Below are 18,527 nucleotides of genomic sequence, written 5' to 3'. Positions count from 1 at the left end.
AGCCGTGCCCAACCTGCGCAAGGATTCTGGCTTTTCCGCTGAAGAGTGCTTGCCCCCGTCCTGTGCTTTAGCCTGGCCGCGTTGTCCCCCTGGGAAATAGACTGCTGCTGAAAGAAAGCGCCAACGCATCAACTGTAAAGCTTGAGCAGATTCTCAGCCCCGGCCGCAGTGACAGGCAGCAGCCAGGTGCTCCGAAATATTCCACCCTACCAGCCGGATACTACCGCGCCGGATTGTGCGTTACCACGGCCGTTGAAAATTCCGAACTTACTTCCCATGACTATATCCATTACTACCTATTCCGGGCCGCAACTGCGGCAGCGCCTGCATCTGCTCCTTGTTCTGGGGGCGTCTTTGGCCCTGAGCGTGGTGCTGGTGGTGTTCCGGGTATTCCTGACGCACAAAATTTCCTTTGTATTTCTGCTCTGGAATTTATTTCTGGCCCTTATTCCGTTTGGGCTCAGTACTATGCTGGGCCTCTCGGCCGGGCGGCTCAAGGCGCGGGTGCTGCTGCCGGTGGGGGCCATGTGGCTGCTGTTCTTCCCCAATGCGCCCTACATCCTCACCGATTTGTTTCACCTGGAGCCCCGGGCCGGCGTACCCTACTGGTATGATCTGGCCCTGATACTGAGCTGCGCCTGGAACGGGCTGATGCTGGGCTACGCCTCCCTGGTAGATATGCAGCAGCTGGTAACGCGCCGCCTGGGCCAGCTGATGGGGTGGGGGTTTGCCACGATTGCCCTGCTGCTCAGTAGCTTCGGGATTTACCTGGGCCGCTACCTGCGCTTCAACAGCTGGGATATTCTCACCAACCCGGCCAACCTGTGGTATGACATTGTAACCCGCCTGCTGCACCCGGCCAGCCACCGCAGCACCTGGGGCGTTACCTTGCTCTACGGCGTGTTTCTGCTGCTGGGCTACGCCACGGTGCGTCTGCTGGGCCGCCTGAATGAGGCGGCAAACGCGGAAGAATAGCCGCATGAACCAAGCCCGACCTGACTTGGCGAACGGGCTGGTAAACCGGTAGTCTACACCCCCGCGCCGCCCGCCCCCAGGCACTGCCCGAACCGTACTGGCCGGTTACCCGAATAAGCAGGGAGCGTAGTACCTTGCCTTCTCCATGATGCACCTGCAAATCGATTCGTCCGCTACCTCGGCCATGAGCTGGCCTCGCCTGCTCAGCCGCCGCCGCTACCCCGAGCAACCCCAGTTGCACGTTGTAACGGATGCCCCACCCGTGCGTGGGGCCTTCGTGCAGGACTACGACCGGGTGGTGTTCAGCTCGGCGTTTCGGCGGCTGCAGCTCCGCACCCAGATCATGCCCCTGCCCGCTACCGACTTTGTGCACACCCGGCTTACTCATTCGCTGGAAACGGCTTGCGTGGGCCGCTCCCTAGGCCGGTTAGGTGGCCGGCTGCTACTGGAAGAAACGGAGGGACTAGCCCAGGAACTGCCCCATCTGGATGCTGATTTCGGCGACATTGTGGCCGCGGCCTGTTTAGCCCATGATATTGGCAACCCACCTTTTGGGCACGCCGGCGAGGATGCTATTTCCGCCTATTTCCGCTCGGCCGCCGCTGAGCCGTTCGTGCGCATGCTTACGGCCGCCCAGCGCGCCGATTTGCAGCAGTTTGAGGGCAATGCCGCCGGGTTTCGGCTGCTTACGCATACCTACGCGGCCCACAGCAGCGGCTCGGCCGGGCTAGGCCTCACCTACGCCACGCTCGGGGCATTCACGAAATATCCGCGCCCGTCGTTAGTGCCCGAAGCCGACCGAACCAGCGGTATCAGTGAAAAGAAACACGGCTATTTTCAAACTGAGGCGCCCCGGTTTCAGGAAGTAGCCCGGGAGTTGGGGCTGCTGCCTAAAACGGCGGAACCCAGCGAGGAAAGCGGCGGGTATTACCGGCACCCGTTGGCCTTTCTGGTGGAAGCCGCCGACGACCTGTGCTACCGCATCATCGACTTTGAAGATGGGCTGAAGCTGGGGTTGATACCGTGCCGGGAGGGACTGGCCCTGCTGCGGGACATCCTCAGCGACACGCCCGGCCGGCAGGCCTCGGTGGAGTGGCGCGACTGGCGCGAGGAGCTGGGCTACCTGCGCGCCCGCCTCATCAACCGGCTGGTGCAGCAAACGGCCCGCCTCTTCGCCGACCGGGCTGCCGGCTTGCTGCGGGGCTGGCACGATGAGCCCTTGGTGCAGCAACTGGAAAGTTGGCCCCAGCTGGCCGAAATGAACCGCCTCACCGAAAAGCATCTGTACCACAGCCGCCCCGTGCTGGAAACCGAAGCCGCCGGGTTTGAGGTGCTGGCCGGACTGCTGGATGCGTTTCTGCACGCCACCTTCGACCCCCAGGGCAGTGCCCATTCCCGCAAGCTGGTGCAGCTTCTGCCCGAGCAGTTCCGGGCCGTGGGGCCCCAGCAGGAGGCCACGGCCTACGAGCAAATCGTGCTGCTAACTGATTTCATCGGCGGCCTCACCGACCAGAACGCGTTGGGCCTGTACCGCTCCATCCGAGGCATTGCCTTGCCAGCTAGTCGCTAAACGGTGCGCCAGCGGCTGACTTACTGCAGCATATAGGAGGAGGTATCGGCCAGGTGACGGCGCAGTAGCAGCTTGTATTCCTGCAGGAGCTGGGTCTGCTGTTCAGCTTGCTCATTCTTCTTGAACAGGCGCACCTTGTAGCGCGGGTTGCCGGGCGTGCGGGTCAGATTCACGAATACCAACCCCTTGCTAGCCCGGCGCGTAGCCTCCCCGCTGCGGATGCGGGCTATGCGCTTCTGATTGTTGCCTAACAGAGCCTGCAGCGGACTAAAGCCCACGTACAAGTTGGCCTGGCCGTTCAGGTGATACTCGCCCGTAACCTGCATATCGGTGAGGTTACTGCTCAGGTTCAGGCTCGGAATCAGCAGGCGGCCCCGGTCGAGGATGAAGCGGGGCTGCACCGGCTCAAAGTACAGGTGCCCGGTCCGGCGCGAACTAAACAGCCGCAGGGCCTGCATCAGGGCATCTACTTCCAGCAATTCCAGGCTATGAATATCAGTCCGCAAGATGGCCTGCGTGCTGCTGAGCTCCGGCAGAAAAGTGGCCCCAAGGGAAGTCCGCATTTCTACTTCCGCCTGCATTGTACCCCGGATGTTGCTCGGCCCCAGCACCTCAAAACCCAGCTGCTGGGCCAACGCAAATACTTCCGGCAGCTGCACCTGCTGCACCTGTACCTGCGCGTGCAAGGGGTGATTGGTAGTGCCGGAGTCAGTGTGCAGAATCCCTTTCAGTTGCACATGGCCGCCAAACGCATCCAGGGAGCAATTTTCTACCAATGCCTGCCCGGCGTTCAACTGGCTCAAAAGCTTAAAATTTTGCCCACGTAGGGCGCCGTAGCGCATGTGCTCGGCCGCTACGCGCACTTGTCCGGTAATGGTGCCATCCAGGAAGGGCGAAACCGGCCGGGTTTCCCGCCGGAGCGTTCGGGCTTTGTCTACCTTCCCCGACTCCGGGGCCGGCAGGGTGCTGAGGGCCGCCAGCAGTTGCAGCAGGCTTTGCACATCCAGGGTTTGGTACTGTAAATCGAGTTGGCCGGTGGCCCGCTGCAGCTGGCCACTGCTGAGCTGAGCCTGGGCACTAATGCGGCCCCGCCCACCCATTCCCGTCCAGAATGTGAAAGCCGGAATCTGGAAATTCCCGGCCGTCTTCTTCAGCCGAAGCCGGAGTTGGGTCAGCTCATCGTTGGCCGGCAGTACCAAGCGGTCAATAGTAATGGAGGCGTCGCCGTTGGCCGCCAGTAGCACGTCGCGCAGGGTGGGGTCGGGGTGGCGGCGGGGCGTAGGGCGGGCGGTGGGCCGGGTAATGCGCCGCAGTAGTTGCTGGTAGCCCAGCACCGGAAAGTGCGCCGATAGTTGCGCGGCCACCGGCTGCAGGTTCAGCGTATCGGTGGGCCAGCTGACCACTCCCTGCAGCTGCCCGCCCCACATACGGGCCCGGAGGTCGCGCAGCTGCACCCGGCGGCCGTCGTGCAGTACGGTGGCGGCTAGTGCCCGCAGCGTATCCGTGGCTATTACCAGGCGTCCGCAGCGCAGGTGCACGTTCAGGCGCAAGCCCGAGGGCAATACATTCAGCACTTTGCTGGCCAGCATCTGGTTGCGGGTGAAGCCGGGGCGAAGCGGGCGGGCGGGTTTGCGCCGGGCGCGGGTGGCGCTGCTACCGGGCGCGGCCAGTAAGCGGCGCAGTTCGGGCAGGCGCAGCTCATCCACCGCAAAGGTGCCTTCTACTGTGGTGATGGGGCGCTGCCCGCTGAAATAGGCCAGCAGGTTGCGGGTGGTAGCGTTGGCCTGCACGTGCATACCGTTGAGTTGCCCGCCCAGGTTTTCCAGCCGCCACATGCTGTCCTGCAGTCGTACCAGCACATTTAGCCCCGTCATGCGAGCCCGCCGGCTCGGAATATCAAACGCGGCTTGCTCCAGGCGCACAGTGCCCCGAGCCGCAATGGGTGGCAGCAGGGTGTCGGCCAGCAGGCTGCGGCGGGTAGCCCGGGCCGGAATGTCGGGCAGATTACCATTTAGCTGCAAGTCAATAGAGGCTTGCCCGCCCCGGGCTTTCCAGAGTTCTGGAATAACCACCGACGCAACCGTCTGCAGCTCAGTTTTTCCCTGAATGTGGCCCTGTAAGTGCGGCTTGGTAAAATCCCGCACCGTAATGGCCGCATCCAGCTGCCCGGCATCCGAGTACAGCCGGCACTGGTCGAACCGGAGGTAAGTAGTGTGAGAATTGTGCGCCGGACCATTATCAAACACGCCCCGCGCGTCCCAGCGGTTAATGCGCCGCGCGGAGTCGGCCCACTGCAGCTGGGCGTTGCGCATGGCAAAATGCAGCACGGTGCGGGGCCGGGTAGTAGGGCCGCTCAGCCCCCTGATGGAGTAATTGATGTGCGCGTGGCTGGGGCTGCTGGCCCCGCGCAGGTAACGCTCCAGGCCCGGCGGCAAGGCCATATGCAGAATTTCCAACAGGGGCTGGTTGCCGGCAAAGGTGAGGTTGAGGTGGGTGCCGCGCGGCTCATTGCGGCCCGCGGCGCGGTGCGTACCGTTCACCAGTACAGTGTCGCCATTGAGTGTGGCCTGGGTACGCGCAAACGTGCCCTCGCGCTGCCGGAAATTGTACTGGTAGCGAATGCGGGCCACCACCGGTTCCTGCTCAAACAAGTTGCCCCGGCTGCTGCGCAAGTACTCCAGCTGTCCACGCAAACGGCCCCGCACCTGTGCCTGGCCCTGGCGGGTGCGCACCGTCAGGCGGCCTTGGTGCACGTGAGCCGCAAAGCCGCTGTTGTGCAACTCATTACGGTCTGTCACGCGCACATTCACCAGCACCAGCGAGTCCAGGTCAAAGTCGGGGGGGGCCGAGGGCTGCTGGCGGCGGGGGCCTTTGCCGCGCAGGCCCCAGTCGTGGCCCGCCGAGTCGGTTAGCTGCCGAAACTCGGCGTCACGCACCGTCAGGTGGCGCACCCGAAACTCTCCCCGCCAAATCTGGCGCAGCTCCAACCGAATATCGGCCCGGCCAATGCGCAGCACGTTTACCCGGCGATGAAAGGAGGTATCAGTAAGGGAAAGATGCTCAACGGAAGCGGTAACATGAGGGAAGTCCCGCCACAAGGAAAAGTCAATCTGCATAGGCCCCAGCACCAGGTCCGACTGTCGGGCCAGCCGCTCCCGAATCAGGTGCTCCAGCTGCTGGCGGCCCCACCGCGTGCCCAGCAGCCAGGTGCCGGTTCCTACTACCAGTAGGAGCCCCAGCAGAGCCAGGGCAAATACGCGGCGGAAAGCGGGCAATTTCATGCAGGCGGAGCTGGGTAGGAGTAGAATAACTGGTTCTACGCAAGATACGGACTGCATGGCCGGCTCCGTTCAGGAGGCAACTCCGCTTTATGCAGCCGCACCCGCGCGCTACTACTGTCCAGCTACGTGTATTGCCCAGTTTTGATCCTTTAAGTCAAGTGAAAATAAACACAACGGGTCGCCTTCATCTATTTATATTAATTCTAAATAACTATACTTGCAGGGTAAACAAACCTCGTACTCCAATGGCGCAGTTCTTTCATCACAATGAGTTTGGCTACTGTGCGCGCTGCCCCCGCACCCAGCATCTGCACGTTTGCTTTGGCAATTTAGCGCTGGCCGCCACTGCCGATGAGTTCCAGGAGTTTCGCCGCTACGTGAACGAGACCTGGCAGCACTATTGCCTCAGCACCCAGGACCCCGACGCCCGCAACATTGCCCTGCGCACTCCCGCCCCCCGGCTGGCCCTGGTATTCTCCCTGATTGAGCTCACGCAGCTGCGCGACATCCTGGAAAACACGGCCTTGCTGCTGGAAGTGGAGCTGCTGCTGCAGTAAAGGAGGCTGAACTTTATACCGGTTTAGTGCTCCACCATAAGCTTAACGGGAGGTGCCATGAGCTTGCCCCTTGCATCCACGGCCTGCAAAAAATACACTCCCGCCGGCAGCGTAGCAGTAGGCAGTACGGTAAGTGGCTGCCACGGTAGTTGCTGCAGCCTGCGGCCCCGGCTGTCAAATAGCTCCAGAGTGACGGCAGAGGAACCCAAGCCACTGGCTGTAATGCGAACCTCGGTAGTAGCTGGCACGGGTGCTGCCACCAGCGTGACCGGGCTGGCTACGGGGCCAAGAACGACTACCCCGGAGTATACGGTGGTACCATCCGTATCCTGCTGCTGCAAGCGGTAATACGCCGTTTCGGTGGGGGGCGCTGCATCCGTGAAGGTATAACTGGCCGGGCCGCTGCCCGCTGAAGCTACCTGGCCGATGGTTTTGAAAGCAGGGCTGGAGGCAGAGCTGCGCTGCACCGCAAACCCCTGGTTGTTTACCTCCGCGGCCGTCTGCCAGCTTAGCGCCGCCGCTGCGGCCAGCCGGCGACCTGAAAACCGTACCAGTGTAACCGGCAACGGCCGCGCGGCCGTTTGTACGGCCACCTCCGAGGCCGCATGGAGCCGAATGGTGAGCCGGTGGGTGCGGGAATTGTAGCTGTAGCCGCTGATGCCGGCCCCTAGTACCTGGGCGGGTGCACCCGGCATAGCTACTACCAGAATGGTAGCCCGGCTCACGTAGCCGGCATAGCGCCCCTGGCCCAGCAGCTGCCAGCTCACCGTTGCCCGTTTCCGGGAGTACACCAGCGTATCGGGGCCGTAGCGCAGCACAGTTCCTTGGTCCAGGAACATTTGCGCCGGCTGTCCCACCGAATCAATTGCCAGGAAGGTGAGTAGAGCGTCGGCCGTTAGCGGCTTTGGCAGGGTGGTAAGTGTGGTCTGCACGGTATCGGCCTGGGTAAAGGCTGCATCCTGAAACCCGGTGCTACTGGCGCTCAGGGCAGCAGTAGTGGCGGTGCTGCGGGTGGCAAAGCGGGTAGTGGCTGCCACTGCCGCAGTAGGATATAAGGCCGTCAGAAATTGAGTGCGCGTCACCGCCGGTGAGTGTACCAGCAGCGCAGTATGATTTTCGGTGGTGTTGTACGTTAACTCATGCACACTGCTGGTCTTGCTAAACGTGGCTCCCGTGCCGGGCGTAGCCACGTGAGCCAGCAGCTGCGCGCCGTTTTTCGTCCAGGTAGCTTGCTGGTTATCGAAATCAGCCTGAAAAAGACCCGTTGCATCATTCCCTCCATCCAGCCCGTAGCCGTGCAGCTGCCAGGTATACGTACGCGGGCTGATGGAAGCAGCAAAATCGGCCAGCAGTAGGTAGCTGTTACGGATAAATAGCGCCTTGCGCGTGATAGTGGCGTTGCGGTACGAGGTCTGGACCTCCCCAAATACCAGCCCGGGCGTGGCAAACGCCGTGGGCAAAGTGGCAGGTGCATCGTTGGCGGCCCCACTCGTCCCGATAACCGGCCCGGCTCCATCCACCAGCACCAGGTTATGATTGGTAGCCTGGCCTACCTCGTTGCGGCGGGAATAACTTAAGTAGCCGGCATCCAACGCCAGCAGCTGCCCCCGGGCCTGCAAAATAAAGCTGCTGACATCGGCCTGGCTGTGGCCACCGGAGTTATCCTGAGCTGAACCACTTTTGCCGTACAAATGGAAATAAGTAGCCAGTGAATCGGCCCCAGAGCGGAAAATAAGGTTTCCGCTTTGCGGCAGGTGCGTAAGCGGCGAAGCCGCCCTGGCGGTGGGGGCCGGCAGGGCGGCCAGGTAAGCGGCGCGCATATCCACGGTGGCGTCGCGCAGTTGAGCTTGCAAGCTATTCAGCTGGCCAGGGCTCAGCCGCGACAAAGCCAGCGTTGGAGTGAAGCGGGCCTGTCCGGTAAGGGCCAGTTCGGGCATGGCCATATCCACGTAGGAATCCTCCAGCGCCGGAAGGCGACCGTCTGGCATGGTAATATCGGTGGCCCACTGGTACAGGCGGGCGTAGCGCGGGTCGGTGTACGGGTTTGGAATGGTGCGGGTGGTGCCGTTGTAAGCGCAGGTGAAGCTGGCTTTAGGGGCAAAATGCCCCAACGCCCGGATAAACGGCAGACAGTTCAGGAAGGCATATTTGAAATAATATGGCCCCTCGGCGTAGCCCGCCACGGCCGCCGGATCCGACTGCCGCTGGGCGTCCATCCACAATACATTATCCAAGTGAAACAGGGCGGCGTTGCTCCAGTTGGCAGGCTGCAGGTGGGCATCGGGGCTGGTGGCGTCATTCAATACTACCGCTGCCATACCCAGGGCGGCGGCCGTCATCAGGGCATGATTATTCTTGATCTGGCGGAAAAAGTAAATGCCTAGAAAGGGCTTGTTTGCCTCCCGATATAGATTGCCGGCAAACTGTACCAGCCGCTGGCGGGCCGTCTGCAAGGTTTCCGGGGGTACCTGATTACCCCGGAGCAAGTCGTAGGCAATCAGGTAATCAATCAACTCCTTGGAGCGCCATTGCCACTCCGTGTAGGTCGTGCCGCCGAAGGAAGCGAAAGGCTCAACCGCCGGATTCAGCGTTTCAAGCGCGTCCAGCACCTGCCGCTGGTAAGCTATGCGCTCGGCCAGTGGCCACTCAGCCAACGAATCGGCGGAAGGCCGCCGGGCCATCAGCAGCAGAAAAGCCCCGTTTTTGGCAAAGGTAGCGCGGGCCCGCCGCCCGCTCGAAGTGGTATTATCAGTGGGCGGAACTCCGAAGCTGCTTGCATACACCCCCCGATACAGGGCGCGGGCAGTGGGAGCTTCCAGGCTGGCGCGCACGGCTGGCACAGCCTCAGAAGTCAGTAAAGTGCGTGGGTAATCGGTGCGGGCACCAGTTGGATACCAGGCGCCCTCCTGAGCCCACCCCGGAACGGAAAACAGTAGAAGGAGGAAAGCGGCAACGTGTATGCGTAAGCTCAAAATAAATTCCTGTTTTAATACAAAAATCAATATTCTATGCCAATTGGCTTTGGTTTAGAATAGCAGGAATGTGAAAAGAGTTTCTTTAAGTAAAATCTTTGTTTGAGGCCAGGATGGGGCAAAAAAAGAATGCCCGCCCAATTTTCAAAACGGAGCGGGCATTCCAAAAGTTAGAGGTCGACTTTTGAGGGTAGCTTATTAAAGTCTAATAGTCGGTGCGGCCTTCTTTTTGCTCCCAGGCCCGAAAGCCGGCCGAGGCTTCTTCGCGGAGCAATTCTACCATTGGGACGTGGCGTTGGGCCAAGGGCTTATCCAGTTCCTCGTAGATAAATTGGTCATCGAAGCCGATGGCGGCGGCATCCTGCTTGGTGTTGCCGTAGAATACGCGCCGGGGCCGGGCCCAGTAAATAGCACCCAGGCACATAGGGCAGGGCTCACAGCTCGTGTACAGGTCGCAGCCATCCAGCTGAAAGGTGCCCAACTCCGAGCAGGCTTTCCGAATGGCATCTACTTCGGCGTGGCAGGTGGGGTCGTTAGTACTGGTGACTTGGTTAAAGCCCCGGGCAATGATTTGGCCATCCTTTACAACTACAGCTCCAAATGGTCCGCCGTGGCCCGCTTGCATTTTTTCGATAGAAAGGCGAATTGCTTCGCGCATAAATTCTGGATTAGGAGCATCCATAAGAACAGAGGAACAACGCTGAGTGAAAAGCTACTGAGGCCCTATAGGCCAAAAAACTGCGCAAAATACGGCTTTTGCTTGGTTTGCCCGAACCACAGACAAATGCATGCTCACCTCCGTCAGATCTTTTTTTGTAGCCCCATGCAACCTTACCACCCGCAATCCGACTCTATATCGTGTAGACACTATAGAGGCTTTCTTTCGGTAGCCCAACGTGCTGAGGGCTGAATAGTTGGCCTGATAGTTGTGAAAGGCAAAATCGAAAGAATAGTTTTTTAGGTGTTTTGGTTGTGGAAAAGGGGCGCGGTACTACCGCGCCTTTTTTTATGGCTAATAATCAACTAGCTACGTTGTTATGGTGCTTGTACGGCGTGTTGCCGTACTGCTAGCAGGTTGGGACTCGGTTGCAGCATGCCAAGCTATAGTTACAGAAGACTACGCGGTGCGGGCAGCTCGATACGCGAGTGTGCTAAAAAGATATGATCCACCTGCCTACAATCAACGGGTTGGTTTCTTTAACGTGTCATTGTGTTACATGCGCACGAGTGCGTGCCGGGCACTGTGCTGCAACAGTCTATCTGCCTTAGTAAGGGCTGCCCCCGGTTAACCCAGGCTTTCTGCGCAATCTAATACATCAACCACAGCGCTAAACCTGCTCTGCTGTACACGAAATAGCCTCAACCCGCCTTGCTTGCCAAGGGAATTGAGGCTATTGCAAAAAGCGAAGCGCAGTTTAGAATACCACGCGCAGCTCATAGCCACTAGGGACAGCATCTGAGGTGTTCTCGACCCGGAAAGCGCCAACACGGCTGGGACCATAGCCCAGGTTTACTTTCACCCATTCGTCGCGGACGGGGAGTTGCTCTATGATTTGCTGACGGAGCCGGGTTAGGTCGTCGCGCAGGTTTTCAATGTTCTGCTGTGCTTCGTTTTCTTCTTGGGCGTAGCTGCCGGTGGGGGGGCGTTGCTCAAAGGCCTGAGCTGGAGCAGCTGGCGCATGCACAATGGTGGTAGCTGTAATTTCGGCCTGGGCCATTTCTTTTTCCGCTTTCAGATAGGCCTGCACCATTTCTTCCAGGGGCAGTAAAGCGGGGTCGAGATAATCAAGGTTACTGGCCATGAGGGCGGGAGGTAAACGGTAGAAGGAATGCTTGGCAGAACGCAAAACCTGGCCCGAAGGATGCACTGCTACTCGGCAGCCGCGGCTTTGGCCTTGTTGCGCTGGCACTTCTCGCCGCAATATTTCACCTCCTCCCAGCTGTTACGCCACTTTTTGCGGTACTCAAAAGGCCGGCCACAGGTCTGGCAGATTTTGGTGGGTAAGTTGCCCTTGACGAGCCGGGTTGCAGGTTTCATAGGCGAAGAAGTAGAAGCTGCACTTTAACCTGAGCCGCGGGCCAGAAGTTGCGCCGGAGCCCCGACTACGGCGCCGGCTGTATCTTTGCCCCATGTCAACATCTGTTTCCGCCGCTCCCGATGCTCTGGGGCAGGCTTTGTTAGCGTACCAGCACGGCCACCTGAGCGCCACGCTGGCTGTGCACAGCTCCGTAGTCGACGAGGAAGTACTGCCCGCCGCCTACTTTTTTCGCTCCCTGTGGGAAATGCCCGAAATGGAGCGCACCGCCCTGGAAGAGTGCCGGGGCCGCGTGCTGGACCTGGGTGCCGGAGCCGGCTGCCACGCCCTGGAGTTGCAGCAGCGCGGCTTCAGTGTGAAAGCCGTGGATATTTCGCCGGGCTCGGTGGAAGTAATGCAGGAGCGGGGCGTGCGCGAGGTTGCCTGCCACGATATTTTCGACGCGGCTCTCACGCAAGGCGAGAAGTTTGATACGCTGCTCATGCTCATGAACGGTATTGGCCTCACGGGCACGCTGGCTGGCCTCGAGCGGTTTCTGGAGCACGCCAAAACCCTGCTGGCCCCCGGCGGCCAGATCCTGGCTACCTCCTCCGATATCAGCTACCTGTACGAGGACGAGGAAGGGGCCCTGGTATTTGACCTGAACGGCCCCTATTACGGCGAGGTAGAATACACCATGCACTACGCCAACCAAACCGGCGCTGCTTTCCACTGGATTTTTGCCGACCCAGCTCTGCTGCAGGATTACGCCGAAGCGGCGGGCTACGCGGTAGAATTTCTGGAAGAGGATGACCAGCAGCAATACTTAGTACGCCTCACGCTTCCTTAACCCCGCTCAAACCTGGGGCCGCCGCTGGCGGTTATCCCTCCTTACGCTGCTTTTGTATGTCTGCATTCGAACGAACCTATACCGTACGCTGGGCCGATATGGACCCCAACGGCCACATGCGCCACTCTGCCTACACCGACTATGCGGCCCAGCACCGCATTGAGTACCTCTCCGAGCATGGCTTCACGCTACCCTTCTTTGCCAAAGCCGGCCTGGGTCCCATTCTTTTCCGCGAAGACACCCGGTTCCTGAAGGAGCTGCACATCAATGAGCAGCTGCGCGTAACGGGTGAATTGTCGGGGCTGAGTGAGGATGGCTCCCGCTGGAATATTGTGCACACGCTCTACAAGCCCGATGGCCGCCCGGCGGCTACTGTGGCCGTGGAAGGTGCCTGGCTGGATTTGCGGGCCCGCAAGCTCACCGTGCCTCCCGCCGAAATTACGGCGCTTATGCGTGCCCTGCCCCGGCACGCCTCCTACCAGGATATTGTGCGGGAACCCCGGCAATAAGTCAAGCACGCTGCCACCCCCCAAACAAAAAAGCCCCTCGCACCAAATGGCGCGAGGGGCTTTTTTGTTTGTGAAACAGCTTACTTCACGGCCCGGGTGATGCGCTCCACTTGCTTCTGATGGTGCAGAATGTGGTCGAGCATAAAATCCAGGGTTTGGTAGATGGTGAGCATACCGGAGCGCGGGTGCTTGAAGATGGCACGGTTGAGCAGGTTGCCCGGAAACTCGTTGAGCAGCCGCTCCAGCCGCCGGCGCACTGCCGCCCACTCAGCCTGCATTTCGGGCAGAGGGGGCAGTTCGGTGGGTGTAGCGTTGGCTAAGTATCCGGGAGCTTTAAACCGGGTAAATGGCAGCCGCAGCAATACCCGCAGCAGCCGCGACTTCAGGAAGGAACCGAAACCAGCCTTGGCCAAGGAGTCCGACTGCAGCAGTTTTTTTTCCATGTATTGCCCAATGCCCGTTTCGGCCACAATGAGGTGCTGGACTACCTGCGCCGCCGACCATTGCCCCGGCCCCGGTGATTGGGTTGCCTTGGGCCCCAGCGCCGTTACGGTATTTAGTAAATGGGTGGTGGCTAATTCAAGCTGCTCAAGACGAAGATGCAGGCGGTGATTCATACGGAGGTGGGTAGGAGGGCTGGGCAAAAGGTACGTAAAATCCGCTGCCAAGATCGGGCCAGCCTACAGCAGACTTCACAGGTACAAATGCAAACCGGCTCCGTTCCAGGGTAGGAACGGAGCCGGTTTTAGGAGGCAGGCAGTTGGCTTACTTGCTCACGTACAGTACTTCCTTCACGGCCTTCACGGTGCGCTCCACGTTGGGCAGCGAGGCCTCAATGAGGGTAGGCGCGTAGGGCAGGGGCACGTCCTGGCAGGTGATGCGCAGCACGGGAGCATCCAAGAAGTCGAAGGCGCGGCGCTGCACCATGTAGGCCAGCTCCGAGCTGATGCTGGCCAGGGGCCAGGCTTCTTCCACTACCACCATGCGGTTGGTTTTCTTCACCGATTCGATGAGCGTGTCGTAGTCGATGGGGCGCACGGAGCGCAGGTCGATTACCTCGGCGTTGATGCCTTCCTTGGCCAGCTCATCGGCGGCGGCCAGGGCCACTTTCATCATTTTGCCGAAGCTCACGATGGTTACCGACTCACCCTGGCGCACCACGTTGGCTTTGCCAATCGGAATGAGGTACTCTTCCTCGGGCACCTCGCCCTTGTCGCCGTACATCAACTCCGACTCCATGAAGATAACCGGGTCGGCGTCGCGGATGGCGGATTTCAGCAGGCCTTTGGCGTCGTAAGGCGTGGAAGGAACCACTACTTTCAGGCCGGGGGTGTTAGCGTACCAGTTCTCGAAGTTCTGGGAGTGCTGCGAGGAAAGCATGCCGGCGTTGCCGGTAGGGCCGCGGAACACGATGGGGCAGCTGTACTGCCCGCCCGACATGGAGTAGATTTTGGCGGCCGAGTTAATCACCTGGTCGATGGCCACCAACGAGAAGTTGAAGGTCATGAACTCGATGATGGGCAGCAGGCCGTTTATGGCCGCCCCCACCCCGATGCCGGCGAAGCCCAATTCGGCAATGGGCGTGTCAATCACGCGCTCCGGGCCGAATTCGTCGAGCATGCCCTGGCTTACTTTGTAGGCGCCGTTATACTCGGCTACTTCTTCGCCCATCAGAAACACGCGCTGGTCGCGGCGCATTTCTTCAGACATGGCTTCACGCAGGGCTTCCCGGAATTGGATGGTCCGCATACTTGTCAGGTGCTTGTCAGATCAGAAAGAAAAAGCCGGCTCTACACCGGCGTGTAAAGCTACGACGAGTAAGCGGGACGGACAAACAATGCATTCGTCCAGTACCCATAGTATTACGCGAATAGGGAATAAGCAAAGAAAAAGCAGCACAGCGCCACTAACAGTAAAAAAATACTACCGGCTTTCACTGCCTTTGATTCTGCCTTACTTACTAAGAGCGCCACTCCCACACCGCCTATAATCACCCCAAAGAGGATAACTACCATTCCCATGGCATTACCTGCCAAACTGATTACGGAGGTTTCATTGAGTAACACTACAGCTGTAGTTGTCATTGTACAAGGCAGAACTAATTGGTTTACTAGCTAACTAGCGCAAGGCCTCCAGAAACTGCTTGCCTTTGGCGTAGTCCCGGAACTCCAAGTCTTCCACGGCGCGGTTGGCGTAGGCGCGGTCTATGCTCACGGCGCGGCGCAGGTGCATGGCCATGGCGGGCTCGTTCTGCTGGCGGGCAGCCACCACGGCCAGGCAATAGTACAGCAACGGGTCCTGGGGGCGCAGGGCAATGGCCTGGGCATAAATGTCGGCCGCGCCTTGGTAGTTGCCCTTCAGCACGTAGATGAGCGCCCGGTTCATGATGTTCTGGTAGGTTTTGGAGCTGTAGCTCAGGCTGCGGAGGGCATCATCGAGCTGGCCCACCTCAATTTCCAGCGCGGCTTTATCGGCAAACACCTTGCTGAGTACGGCCCGGGGTCCGCCCAGCTTAATAGCGTAGTCGTAGTTCTGGAGAGCTTCGAGTTTGTCGCCGGCGCGGTGGTAGGCGCTGCCTACGCGGTAGAACAGCTCGGCGGTGGGGTTACGGTGGGCGGCCAGGGTGAAGTTGACAGCGGCCCGGCGCAGGTAGGCCCGCTGTACTTTGGGGTTTACCTCTTTTTCGGAGCGCAGCAGCAGAACCACGGCTAGGTTATGGTAGGCCTGCCAGAGGCCGGTGGTAGCCACGGCGGTTTCGTAGATGCGCTGCTTTTCGGCCAGCAGGGGTGTTAAGTTGGCCGAATAGCGCAGTTCTTCGGGCGTGAGGGCGTCGGCTTCGGTTTGCTTCTCCACGATCTTTTTGGAGAGCAAATAGATTTCCGAATCGTAGCGCTTGGGGGCCGAGTAGCGCACGGCCACCGTGCCAAAGCGCATTACCGGGTAAATGTACTGCTCCAGGTAGTCGTAGAAGCTGAGGCGGCGCAGGCTTTGCTCTTTCTGGGCATAGGTGCCGGGTGCATCGTTGATGAGCAGCACCACTGAATCCACCTGGGCTGACTTGAGGGCCGACTGCTGTACCTTGCTCAGGAACAGGTCCCAGCGGCGGTGGTAGGCCTCGGTTTCAAAGTCGATATTACTGACCTTGTTGAGGTAGGAATCCGTATCGACGCGCTTTTTGTAATACTTCAGCAGAGCCTGCACGCGCTTGTCGGCCAGGCGCGGGTCGTGGCGGTCCAAGGAGTCGGGCGAGTGGCCGGCCACAATCATCACTTTCTCCGTGTGCTGGTTGGCTTCGATAAAATCCTCCAGCGCGGCTACGTTGGTACCCAGGTAGTTGCGCACTTCGGCCTTGCCGGCATCAAAAAAGAAGGGCAGCACCCGCGTGCCGCTCATGTTGTTGTCGGCGGTTTCGGGCAGCAGGGTAATGGCCGTATCCTGGCGCACCACCAGGCGGCTGGTGGTTACAATGCCTCGGGCCAGCGGAATCTCCGGGCCTTTCACCCGTTTGCCGTTGGGCTTGGTTTCGCGGGCATCGGGGAGGGCCAGCAACTGGCCCGGACTTTTCTGGGGGCCGTAGGGAAAGGAAAACTGCTTGCGAATAACCAGCTGGTTCTTCTGCTGCTCATCGTACACGTACTCGCCCGAAACGAAGGTGAGACGGCCCACGGTATCCTCGCGCAGGTTGTTCTGGTAGCGGTACACGAGGCCCAGGTTGTAGGCCGCGCCCTTGCGCAGGTGAGCTGCGGGCACTTTGGCCGTTACCTCAAACAGCACGTTTTCGCCGTTGCTTTCCAGCACGGTGGGCTGCACCGTCAGCTCCTGCCCAGCCTGCGCCTGCTTCAGCACCTTGGATAAAGGCGAGCAGCCGGCGAGGCCCGCTACGGCCCCAAGTAGAAGTGTACCGGAAAAAAAACGGGAAGTGGAATTCTGCATGGGCAATAGGCAAGGCGTGGCGCTAAATTCAGACAACAAACGGAAAAACCTTCCGAACCGACGTATCTTGGAGCGGCTTCCGCACGTAAGTGCTTGACAACGGCCACTAATTATCGTAAGTTGAACTTGGTTAGCCTCGCTGGCAACTGTTATTCAGATGATATGAAACGACTAACCGACTTCATCGAAAAGCAAAGTTTTGGCGTGTGCGACGCCATGGGCAACCGGCTGGGCTTCAGCAGCAGCAGCGTGCGGTTGTCGTTCGTGTACGCCTCGTTTTTTACGTTTGGCTCGCCCATCGTTCTTTACTTTGCCCTCGCCTTCTGGATGAACATGCGCCGGGCCCTGCGCCAGCAGCGCCGCACCGTCTGGGATTTGTAAGCTGCCCCTATTTCTGAACTACTGCCTGCCCCCGAAAAAGGGCAGGCTTTTTTACGTGCTTACCAAGTACGTCAGGTAAGCTTATCGGCCGGCAAATCAGTGAATTTGCGCTGGCCTCGCCCGAAGTAGGCCCAGACCAGGCTACCCTCGTAGATGCCCGCCCGCTCGGTGCTACGGAGTTTGGTGGGCTGCTCCCGCCGCCGCTGCCGCCAGTAGGAGCGCCGGAAAAAGAAATCGGCATGCGCCCTCACAATAGCCCAGTAGTCGGCGCGGTGATTTTGCAGAAACAGCCGGACGGCCGCCACCCAGTCGAGGAGTAGGCGGGCGGGCAGCACCCAGACCAGCTCAGCCGAGTGCGTGTTTTTGTAGACCAGGGCCAAGCCGTTGTGGAAGTTGAGGTATGTTTTGCGCGGGTTGGATTTGTGCAGCGTGCCGCCGCCCACGTGAAATACCGTGCTGCCGCCGTGGTACCACACCTGCCAGCCGGCGTTCTGGAAGCGCCAGCACAAGTCAATTTCTTCCATGTGCGCGAAGAACGCCGGCTCAAACCCGCCCAATGCCCGCCAAGCCTCGGCCCGTACCAGCAGGCAGGCGCCGGTAGCCCAGGCCACGGGGCGCGGGTCTTCGTACTGGCCAGTGTCGGTTTCCAGGGTATCAAACAGGCGGCCCCGGCAGAAGGGGTAGCCCAGCTGGTCGAGGTAGCCACCCCCGGCCCCGGCATACTCAAACTGCTGCCGCTCGGTAGCTACGGTACTATACTGCCGGATTTTGGGCTGACAGGCGGCAATGCGCGGGTTGTCTTCCAGCAGTTCCCGTTGCGGTCGAAGCCAGCCGGCGGTTACTTCCACATCGGAGTTGAGCAACACGTAGTAGCGGAACTCGGGCCCCACCTGCGTTAATGCCTGGTTGTAGCCTTCGCAAAAGCCCAGGTTTCCGGCGTTACGGATTATCTGCACCGCCGGAAACTCCTGCTCTACCACGGCCACCGAATCATCGGTGGAGGCGTTATCGGCCAGAAACACAGTAGCGCCGTCGGAAAAGGCTAGCACCGAGGGTAGGAATTGCCGCAGAAACGCGCGGCCGTTCCAGTTCAGGATGACCACGGCAACATCGGCGCAGGGCGCGGCAACGGGTGGGCTAGAGGCCAAAACCGCCCAAATCGAGGCCAGGAATGTTGGGGATGAGGCCGGAGGTTTTGCTCTTGATTTCTTCCTTGGCTTTGTCGCCGGCTTCTTCCATCACCTTGTTCACAGCGGCCACTACCAGGTCAGCCAGCATGTCCCGGTCCTGGGGTTGCAGCAGGCTCTCGTCGATTTCCAGCTTGAGCAGGCGGCGCTGCCCATTGGCTGTGGCGCGCACCAGCCCGCCGCCCGATTCGGCGGTGGTAGTAATGTACTGGAGTTGGTCCTGGGCCTGCTTCATTTTCTCCTGAAGCTCTTTCATTTTGCCCATCATGCCCATCAAGTCGAACATCGGAATACGGT

Annotated in this window: 16 protein-coding genes; 6 read left to right on the top strand and 10 right to left on the bottom strand. The window is 59.9% G+C overall.

Annotation, left to right across the window (positions count from 1 at the left end):
- Positions 1-276 precede the first annotated feature (276 nt).
- Together ABIB60_RS08420 and dgt are read left to right on the top strand one after the other, a co-directional pair.
- Entirely contained in the window at positions 277-975 is a 699-nt protein-coding gene (locus ABIB60_RS08420) for a DUF1361 domain-containing protein (protein ID WP_354579116.1), read from the top strand.
- Positions 976-1,120: 145 nt separating this feature from the next.
- Positions 1,121-2,545: a dGTP triphosphohydrolase gene (gene dgt, locus ABIB60_RS08415; RefSeq protein WP_354579115.1), complete on the top strand. Its 1,425-nt coding sequence runs from the start codon at positions 1,121-1,123 to the stop codon at positions 2,543-2,545.
- A 20-nt stretch (positions 2,546-2,565) separates the two neighbouring features.
- Here the strand turns inward: dgt and ABIB60_RS08410 are convergent, their stop codons facing one another.
- Complete coding sequence (locus ABIB60_RS08410) at positions 2,566-5,826, bottom strand: AsmA-like C-terminal region-containing protein (protein ID WP_354579114.1); 3,261 nt, start codon at positions 5,824-5,826, stop codon at positions 2,566-2,568.
- Between the two features lie 245 nt (positions 5,827-6,071).
- Here ABIB60_RS08410 and ABIB60_RS08405 point away from each other — a divergent pair, with 245 nt between their 5' ends.
- Positions 6,072-6,383 (top strand): DUF6686 family protein, encoded by a 312-nt coding sequence (locus ABIB60_RS08405; RefSeq protein ID WP_354579113.1) that lies wholly within the window; start codon positions 6,072-6,074, stop codon positions 6,381-6,383.
- 23 nt (positions 6,384-6,406) lie between these two features.
- On the opposite strand, the gene ABIB60_RS08400 is transcribed toward ABIB60_RS08405, so the two are convergent.
- The 4 genes from ABIB60_RS08400 to ABIB60_RS08385 all read right to left on the bottom strand — a co-directional run bounded on the left by ABIB60_RS08400 (position 6,407) and on the right by ABIB60_RS08385 (position 11,393).
- Complete coding sequence (locus tag ABIB60_RS08400) at positions 6,407-9,355, bottom strand: heparinase II/III domain-containing protein (RefSeq protein WP_354579112.1); 2,949 nt, start codon at positions 9,353-9,355, stop codon at positions 6,407-6,409.
- 205 nt (positions 9,356-9,560) lie between these two features.
- The gene (locus tag ABIB60_RS08395) at positions 9,561-10,013 is read right to left on the bottom strand and encodes a nucleoside deaminase (protein ID WP_354579111.1); all 453 of its coding nucleotides are present in this window, start codon (positions 10,011-10,013) and stop codon (positions 9,561-9,563) included.
- A gap of 757 nt (positions 10,014-10,770) precedes the next feature.
- A complete protein-coding gene (locus ABIB60_RS08390) occupies positions 10,771-11,157 on the bottom strand; it encodes a hypothetical protein (protein WP_354579110.1) in 387 nt (128 codons plus the stop codon).
- A 68-nt stretch (positions 11,158-11,225) separates the two neighbouring features.
- On the bottom strand, positions 11,226-11,393 hold the full coding sequence (locus ABIB60_RS08385) for a DUF2256 domain-containing protein (RefSeq protein ID WP_354579108.1): 168 nt from the start codon (positions 11,391-11,393) through the stop codon (positions 11,226-11,228).
- Between the two features lie 92 nt (positions 11,394-11,485).
- Between ABIB60_RS08385 and ABIB60_RS08380 the strand changes: the two genes are divergently transcribed.
- Both ABIB60_RS08380 and ABIB60_RS08375 read left to right on the top strand, forming a co-directional pair.
- On the top strand, positions 11,486-12,220 hold the full coding sequence (locus tag ABIB60_RS08380; RefSeq protein ID WP_354579106.1) for a class I SAM-dependent methyltransferase: 735 nt from the start codon (positions 11,486-11,488) through the stop codon (positions 12,218-12,220).
- A gap of 56 nt (positions 12,221-12,276) precedes the next feature.
- Complete coding sequence (locus tag ABIB60_RS08375) at positions 12,277-12,729, top strand: acyl-CoA thioesterase (RefSeq protein WP_354579105.1); 453 nt, start codon at positions 12,277-12,279, stop codon at positions 12,727-12,729.
- An 80-nt stretch (positions 12,730-12,809) separates the two neighbouring features.
- Here ABIB60_RS08375 and ABIB60_RS08370 read toward each other — a convergent pair whose 3' ends face one another.
- The 3 genes from ABIB60_RS08370 to ABIB60_RS08360 all read right to left on the bottom strand — a co-directional run bounded on the left by ABIB60_RS08370 (position 12,810) and on the right by ABIB60_RS08360 (position 16,662).
- Positions 12,810-13,346 carry a DinB family protein gene (locus tag ABIB60_RS08370; protein WP_354579104.1) on the bottom strand — a complete coding sequence of 179 codons (537 nt, stop codon included), beginning with the start codon at positions 13,344-13,346 and terminating at the stop codon, positions 12,810-12,812.
- A 148-nt stretch (positions 13,347-13,494) separates the two neighbouring features.
- Positions 13,495-14,478, bottom strand: a complete 984-nt coding sequence (locus tag ABIB60_RS08365) for a pyruvate dehydrogenase complex E1 component subunit beta (protein ID WP_354579102.1) — start codon at positions 14,476-14,478, stop codon at positions 13,495-13,497.
- A 369-nt stretch (positions 14,479-14,847) separates the two neighbouring features.
- On the bottom strand, positions 14,848-16,662 hold the full coding sequence (locus ABIB60_RS08360) for a tetratricopeptide repeat protein (protein ID WP_354579101.1): 1,815 nt from the start codon (positions 16,660-16,662) through the stop codon (positions 14,848-14,850).
- A gap of 162 nt (positions 16,663-16,824) precedes the next feature.
- Here ABIB60_RS08360 and ABIB60_RS08355 point away from each other — a divergent pair, with 162 nt between their 5' ends.
- Positions 16,825-17,043 carry a PspC domain-containing protein gene (locus tag ABIB60_RS08355; RefSeq protein WP_315996591.1) on the top strand — a complete coding sequence of 73 codons (219 nt, stop codon included), beginning with the start codon at positions 16,825-16,827 and terminating at the stop codon, positions 17,041-17,043.
- Positions 17,044-17,114: 71 nt separating this feature from the next.
- Here ABIB60_RS08355 and ABIB60_RS08350 read toward each other — a convergent pair whose 3' ends face one another.
- Entirely contained in the window at positions 17,115-18,191 is a 1,077-nt protein-coding gene (locus tag ABIB60_RS08350) for a glycosyltransferase family 2 protein (protein ID WP_354579100.1), read from the bottom strand.
- Positions 18,181-18,516 (bottom strand): YbaB/EbfC family nucleoid-associated protein, encoded by a 336-nt coding sequence (locus tag ABIB60_RS08345; RefSeq protein ID WP_354579099.1) that lies wholly within the window; start codon positions 18,514-18,516, stop codon positions 18,181-18,183. The genes ABIB60_RS08350 and ABIB60_RS08345 overlap by 11 nt, the downstream gene beginning before the upstream one ends.
- Between the last annotated feature and the right edge of the window lie 11 nt (positions 18,517-18,527).

Source organism: Hymenobacter sp. UYP22, assembly GCF_040547285.1.
In the GTDB taxonomy this organism is placed as follows: Bacteria; Bacteroidota; Bacteroidia; order Cytophagales; family Hymenobacteraceae; genus Hymenobacter.
The sequence above is the reverse complement of the archived record's forward strand: the minus strand, read 5'-3'. Positions and strand labels throughout refer to the sequence as shown.